We start from the raw sequence: 6,520 nt of genomic DNA, 5'->3' as shown, positions 1-6,520 counted from the left end.
CCACGGAGGGGTCACGGTGTCACCTAGCGGTCGCGGTGCGGCCTCACGCCACGGCCGCCCCGACCTGGCTCTGCTGCGGCTGGACGGCCGTTCCGCCCCCGGACGCCCCGGCGCCGGCGTCCGCCCGCCGGGAGCGCCGGCGCAGGTGCACGACCCACCACCCGAGCCCGCGCAGGGCGCAGACCAGCGTGGTGGCGAAGAACAGGGTGTAGACGACGTTGAACACCATCAGGATCGCGTACACGAAGGCGACCGAGCTGCCGAACACGAACTGGGCCCGGCCCTTCACCGGCGTCGTGCCCGGGTCGCTGATCATGTAGTTGGTGAACAGCACGAAGGCGACACCCGTCATCGGGCCGAGCGCGGAGAACAGCGCCACGTCCCAGATCCAGTGCCGGAGGAACGCCTGGATGGCGAACGCGCCGAGCCAGCCGACGATCAGCGGGGTCCGCTTCGTGAGCAGCGCGTTGATCACGGTTCCCGCCGTGGCGATGATCAGCGGGATCATCACCCGGAAGAAGGTGTTCGCGTTCTCCGTGAACTCGTAGGGCGGCGCGATGCTGAACCACGAGCCGAAGCACACCAGCGACATCGTGATCCCGAAGTTGGACGGGTTCATGAAGTGCCGCATCCGGCCGGCGATCGGGGCCTGCAGGGCGTGCTTGCCGCCGACGCCGATGACCACGCCGAAGACGATCGGCAGCAGCTGGTTGTTGCCGTAGGTCAGCATGTTGACCGCGAGCGCCGTGATGTGGGCCGGCAGCAGGAACTCGTACACGCCGCGGAACCCGTTCCCGCGGAAGCGGGGGGCGCGGCGCTGGGCCCAGGCGCTGATCAGCTCGAAGGCGATCTCGCAGGCGTAGGCGGTGAACACCGCGACGAACGGCCACAGCCAGGGCTGCTCGAAGCCGAGCAGGGTGTAGCCGAAGATGTTGAACACGCTGATCGAGAGGGCGAAGTTCCGCAGGGCGAGGTACCGCGGGTCCTTCGGCTTCGCGGGGGCGGCCGGTGCGGCCGCCGGGGCGCCGCCGGCTCGGGGTTGCACGCTCGCGCTCATCGGTTCGGGACCTCCTGGACCTGGTCGGTCAGCACGAGCGTGTGCGTGCCGGGGCTGAGCTGCTCGCTCTTCTCGTGCAGTCCGCCGGTGGCGTCCCGCCACCTCAGGTCGACGGTGACCGGCCCCTGGTGGGCGCCGAGACCGAAGCGCACGTCGAAGCTGCGGAAGCCGCCGTGGCCGCCCCCGCCGTCGAGCCGGGAGATCTGGGTGCCGGTCGGGGTGGTGACCCGCACGGTGGCGTCGTACGCGGGCGCCCCGGTGTTCACCAGGCCCTGGCCCGCGGCACCCTCACCGGTCGGCCGGTAGAGCCGCAGGTTCAGCTGACTGCCCAGCGCCGGCGCGGTGTTGGCGTAGAAGGCGGGCGGCCCCCACTGGCGGGCCACCGCGAAGTCCAGCCGGCCGGTGCCCGTGGTGTCGCCGGTGGCGAGGCCGCGGGTCGGCGTCGGCACGGCGATGCCCAGCCGGGAGCTGATGTTCACGTACGGGCCGTCGGGGGTCTTGGCGTAGAAGGCGATCGCCTCGTCCCCGGCGATGTCGTCGCCGGGCTGGACGTTGGGCCACATCGCGGGGTTGGACAGCAGGTCGTCGTTGGTCATGGCCATCTCCTGGAGCCACGGCCAGCGGTCGATCTTCCCCTTGACGAAGCCGGTGGCCTGGAGCACCGCGAGGTCGCCGCTGTTGAGGAAGTCGCCCATCTTGGTGTCCCAGCCCCACCCGGTCCAGGCCATGCCGTGCTCCTGGGCCTCCTGGGTGAACGGGGCGATGCCGGCGGCGAGCTTGCGGCGCATGTCGGCCTCGTCCTTGGCCTTGTTGATCCAGAGGAAGTTGCTCTCCTCCAGGCCCCAGGCGACGGTGATGTTGCTGACCATCATGTCGAAGTCGCCGTTGCGGCCGATGTCGCCGAAGTCGACGCCCATGCCCTTGAACGAGCCGTTGCCGAGGACGAAGGACTTGGGCGTGGTCGGCGTGCGCTCGCCCTTGGCCTCGCTGAACTCGATGTGCCCGGGCGTGGACCGGTTGTAGAGCAGGTGCCCGTGTCCGAAGTCGTTGGCGATGTACAGCTCGGGCAGTCCGTCACCGGTCAGGTCGGCGCCCGAGATGGCCAGCGTCCACCCGGTCGACGCGTCGTAGGGGATCGCGCCCTTCTCCTCCACGTACGACGCGGTGGGCTCCGTCCCCGAGGTGCTCTGCTGCCAGCGCAGCACGTGGTCGCCGCCGGCGTTCTTGGCGCTGGACAGCGAGTCGTTCATCACGACGTTGTTCAGCCCGTTCGGGTCGAGCACGTCGGAGTCGGGGAAGTAGTTGCCGATCACGATCGACGGGCGCCCGCTGCCGTCGATGTCGCCGACGTAGTCCGCGTCGGTGTTCCAGCGCGGGCCGTGGTACTTCCCGTCCAGGGACTCCGAGGGCACCAGCTCGCGCGGCACGTAGGAGGCCGCGGCGGGGGTCGTGGCGTCCGACCTGGCCATGAACAGGATCGGCGTGCGGCCCCAGTACGTCACCAGCAGGTCCATCCGGCCGTCGCCGTTGAAGTCGCCGGGCGTGCAGCCGGTGGGCGCCATGGTGTCGTCCATCGGCAGCGGCCTGCCGTCCAGCACGAAGGGCGTGAAGCGGTCGGCCGGCCGGGCGGTCGGGGTGTACGTCACGATCACGCTGTCGGTCCTGGTGTCGACGATGCACATGCCGTCGGCCACTCCGTGCCCGGTCAGGTCGTTGATCGCGATGCTGGCCCCGACCGAGGAGATCCACGAACGGATCTTCTGGTAGGCCGGGTTGACGGTCCGGACCGTCCGCATCGGCCGCTGCTCGTAGCCGGGCGGCATCGCGATGGGCAGTTCCTTGAAGCCGTACTGCTTCGCGACCTCCTCCGCCCCGGCCGCCGCGACCGAGGTCCGTACGGCGAAGAACAGCGAGGTGGCCACCATTATCACCACCAGGCCTGGAATCAGTCTGCGGATTCGTTCACGGTACGCCACCGGGTTCCCCTCTCGACGGATCGAATACGACCCCGTGCCCGCGTCGAGTGCAGGACGCGGCCAAAACCCCCTGCTGACAGGAAGGTTCGGGATGACGGAATTCACGACCCGAAATGCGCCGGCGATAGGCACGTCACGCGCGGGTCTACTGTACGAGGATGTACGCAAAGCACTCGGAATCGCTACTTCCCCGTTGCTCAGCGGGAGGAATTGCGGCCGCCGCCGGGACCGTCGGCCGGCCCGCGACCGCACGACGAAGCGCCCTCCCGCGCGCGTGCCGCGGAAGGGCGCTTCCAGAACTCAAGGGAGGTTCACCGGGGGGGAATGGCTTCTCCCGTCCGCCGGTTCACCGGTTCACCGGTTCACCGGTCAGGCGTACGTGACGACCGCGCGGAAGCGCGCCTCACCCCGCTCGACCCGGTCCAGCGCCTCGGCGACCCGCTCCTTGGGGAAGGTCTCGACCATCGGCGTGACCGCCCCGGAGGCGACCAGGTCGAGGGCCTCGGTGAGCCGGTCGAGGCCGTTGTGGGTGGCGCCGATCACCTGCTGGCGCTGCGCCCAGAACGGGCTGGTCGGCGGGATGGCGAAGGGCTCGACCGGGTCGATGGTGGCCAGCACCATCCGGCCGTTCGGCCGCAGCCCCTGGAGGGCCCCGGCGGCGGCCCGGTAGGAGGTGCCGGTCACCAGGACGACGTCGGCGCCGCCGATCGCCCGCAGCCCCTCACCGTCGGCGACCACGTGGTCCGCGCCCAGGGTCCGGGCCAGCCGGTGCTTGTCCGGCGAGCCGGTGACGGCCACGGTCTCGAAGCCGCCGGCCCGGGCGAACTGCACGGCGAGGTGGCCGAGTCCGCCGATCCCGAGCACCGCGACCCGTTCGCGCGGTCCGGGATCGGCGGCGCGCAGCGCGCTCCACGCGGTGTAGCCCGCGCACAGCACGGGGGCGGCGGTCTCGTACGGGACGGCGTCCGGCAGCAGCACGGTGCTCGCGGCCGCCACCGCGACGTACTCCGCGTGTCCTCCTTGCACGGTGAGGCCGCTCATCACGGCCTCCGGGCAGTTCATCCCGGACTGCCCGGAGAGCGGGAGGTTGAGCCGGCAGTACGCGCACCGGCCGCAGGTCGCCTGCACCCAGGTGGCGCCGACCCGGTCGCCGACCCGGCGGCCGGTCACCCCGGCGCCGACCTCGACGACCTCCCCGGCGGCCTCGTGCCCGACCACCACCGGAGCGAACGCCGGGAAGGGGAACACGCCCTGACTGACCAGCAGGTCGTTGTGGCAGACCCCGCAGGCGTGGACCCGGATCAGCACCTGGCCGGGACCGGGCCTCGGGGTGGGGATCTCGCGAAGCTCCCAGCGCGCCTTGGCCTCGGGTACGACGGCTGCCCACATCGGCCGAACCACCTTTCCTGTCAACTGCTCCGCGGCCCGAGCCGGACCGGGAGGGTCTGGACGCCGTTCATGATGAAGGTCGCCTGCGGTGCCAACTCCTCGGCGGGTACGGCGAGTTCGAGGTCCGGGAAGCGCCGGAACAGCGCGGCGAGGGCGGTCTCGGCCTCCATCCGGGCCAGCGGCATGCCGATGCAGCGGTAGACGCCGTGGCCGAAGGAGAGGTGCTCCTTGTTCGCCCGGGTGGCGTCGAAGGCGTCGGCGTCCTCCCCGTGGACGGCGCGGTCGCGGCCCGCCGCCGCGAAGTTGATCAGGACGGGCTCCCCCTTGGCGATGGTGACCCCGCCGAGCTCGATGTCCTCCACCGCGAAGCGGAACGGCAGGTGCGCGACCGGCGCCTCGGCGCGCAGGCTCTCCTCGATCACCTCCGCCCAGCCCACCGCGCCGGACCGGAGCAGCGCCCGCTGGTCGGGGTGGGTGAGCACGGCCCGGACGGTGTTGGCGAGCAGGTTCATCACCGGCTCGGTCCCGGTGGCGAGCAACAGGTGCAGGGTGCCGACCAGTTCGGAGTCGCTCAGCCGGGATCCGTCCTCCTCCTGGGCCTGGACCAGGTCGCTGGTCAGATCGTCCCCGGGGTCGCGGCGCTTGCCCTCGACGAACTCCAGCATCTCCCGGTGCCACCGCTCGACGTTGGCCGCGGACTCCTCCGGGGTGATGGTGGTGTCGACGTTCACCTCGCCGCCGCGCAGCATCCGCTCACGGTCCCCGGCCGGCACGCCGAACAGGTCGCAGATCACCCGGGCCGGCATCGGATGGGCGAAGCGGGCCTTGAGGTCGACCACCTCGCCGGGCGCGAGGCGGCCAAGGTCGTCCAGCAGCTCCTCGACGGCCTTCTCCACCTCGGCCCGCATCGCCTCGACCCGGCGCGGGGTGAAGGCGCCGGCGGTCAGCCGCCGCAGCCGGGTGTGGTCGGCGCCGTAGCGGGTGGTGAGGTTGTCCATCAGCACCCAGCCGATGAGCGGGAAGTCCGCGCCGATCCGGCCCTCGGCGAACGCCGCCCAGTGCCGGCGCGGGTCCTTGGACAGGCGGTGGTCGGCCAGGGCCCGCCGGGCGACGTCCTGGCCGGTGATCGACCAGGCCGGTACGCCACCGGGCAGTTCGATCCGGGCGACCGGGCCGTTCGCCCGGATCCGGGCGCCCTCCGCGTGGATGTCACGTCCGGCTCGGTCGATGACGACGGGGGCGGGGAGTGACACGGAAGCCTCCAGGCGGTCGGAGCGGGGCGCGGGCGGAGTCAGGGAGTCGCCGGGTCGCGGGGCCACGCGGCAGCGGGGCCAGGGCCGTTGACCGGCCCTGTCGAGGCTGGCACCCGCGCGGGGTGCCCGCATCTCCCGGCTTGCGGCGTCCCCCCGCCCGGCGGCGGGGCGGCCGCCCAGCGCAATCGGGAAGATGCGGCGGCCGACGGCCCGGTGTGACGCTGGCCGTCACCGGGCCGTGGTGATCGCGGCCGGGAACCGCCGGATAAGGAGAGAGCCATGTCCGCCACTCCCCCGCCCACCGCCGCCGACGTCGCCGCGCTGCGCGCCGTCCCGGAACTCATCATCGCGGCCTGGGCACGGCACGACGCCGACGGCTTCGCCTCGGTCTTTACCGACGACGCGACGCTGATCCTGCCCGGGGACGTCTACCTGACCGGCCGCGAGCAGATCCGCGCCTTCATGGCGCAGGCGTTCGCCGGCCCGTTCAAGGGCACCCAGGTCACCGGTGAGCCGCAGTCGGTCCGCCCGCTGGCCGACGACGTGGCCGTCCTGGTCACCAAGGGCGGCGTGCTGGCCCCCGGGGACACCGAGGTGACGCCCGAGCGGGCGATCCGGGCGACCTGGGTGCTGGCCAGGCAGGGCGCCGACTGGCGGATCGCCTCGTACCAGAACACCCCCGTGGCCGCCTGAGCCCGGAGCCGGAGCGGCGGGGCCGTCACCCGCTCTCCCCGCCGGAGACCGCGCGGCGGCCCCGGCTCCGCACCGACCGCCGGCCCTCCCCCGGCGGCCCGGCCGATCGACGCTCCGGGGCGCCGCGCGGCCGGTACAGTGCCGTGCGGGAC

Annotated in this window: 5 protein-coding genes; 1 reads left to right on the top strand and 4 read right to left on the bottom strand. The window is 72.3% G+C overall.

Annotation, left to right across the window (positions count from 1 at the left end; translation table 11 throughout):
• Positions 1-43: 43 nt before the first annotated feature.
• The 4 genes from ACFU7Z_RS33840 to ACFU7Z_RS33825 all read right to left on the bottom strand — a co-directional run bounded on the left by ACFU7Z_RS33840 (position 44) and on the right by ACFU7Z_RS33825 (position 5,675).
• Complete coding sequence (locus ACFU7Z_RS33840; RefSeq protein WP_380781756.1) at positions 44-1,057, bottom strand: enediyne biosynthesis protein; 1,014 nt, start codon at positions 1,055-1,057, stop codon at positions 44-46.
• On the bottom strand, positions 1,054-2,982 hold the full coding sequence (locus ACFU7Z_RS33835) for a CRTAC1 family protein (protein ID WP_380781758.1): 1,929 nt from the start codon (positions 2,980-2,982) through the stop codon (positions 1,054-1,056). Before ACFU7Z_RS33835 ends, ACFU7Z_RS33840 begins: the two co-directional genes overlap by 4 nt.
• Positions 2,983-3,402: 420 nt before the next feature.
• Positions 3,403-4,422 (bottom strand): alcohol dehydrogenase catalytic domain-containing protein, encoded by a 1,020-nt coding sequence (locus ACFU7Z_RS33830; RefSeq protein ID WP_380781754.1) that lies wholly within the window; start codon positions 4,420-4,422, stop codon positions 3,403-3,405.
• Between the two features lie 20 nt (positions 4,423-4,442).
• On the bottom strand, positions 4,443-5,675 hold the full coding sequence (locus ACFU7Z_RS33825; protein WP_380781752.1) for a cytochrome P450: 1,233 nt from the start codon (positions 5,673-5,675) through the stop codon (positions 4,443-4,445).
• Between the two features lie 279 nt (positions 5,676-5,954).
• Here ACFU7Z_RS33825 and ACFU7Z_RS33820 point away from each other — a divergent pair, with 279 nt between their 5' ends.
• The gene (locus ACFU7Z_RS33820; RefSeq protein ID WP_049650275.1) at positions 5,955-6,368 is read left to right on the top strand and encodes an SgcJ/EcaC family oxidoreductase; all 414 of its coding nucleotides are present in this window, start codon (positions 5,955-5,957) and stop codon (positions 6,366-6,368) included.
• Positions 6,369-6,520: the final 152 nt, after the last annotated feature.

It is taken from the genome of Kitasatospora sp. NPDC057518, assembly GCF_042802075.1.
GTDB lineage: Bacteria > Actinomycetota > Actinomycetes > Streptomycetales > Streptomycetaceae > Kitasatospora.
The sequence above is the reverse complement of the archived record's forward strand: the minus strand, read 5'-3'. Positions and strand labels throughout refer to the sequence as shown.

What these genes read in the sequence shown, in the direction of transcription:
- ACFU7Z_RS33820 (WP_049650275.1), top strand. Translation starts at nt 5,955, where the DNA reads ATGTCCGCCACTCCCCCGCCCACCGCCGCCGACGTCGCCGCGCTGCGC.
- ACFU7Z_RS33830 (WP_380781754.1), bottom strand. Translation starts at nt 4,422, where the DNA reads ATGTGGGCAGCCGTCGTACCCGAGGCCAAGGCGCGCTGGGAGCTTCGC.
- ACFU7Z_RS33840 (WP_380781756.1), bottom strand. Translation starts at nt 1,057, where the DNA reads ATGAGCGCGAGCGTGCAACCCCGAGCCGGCGGCGCCCCGGCGGCCGCA.
- ACFU7Z_RS33835 (WP_380781758.1), bottom strand. Translation starts at nt 2,982, where the DNA reads ATGGTGGCCACCTCGCTGTTCTTCGCCGTACGGACCTCGGTCGCGGCG.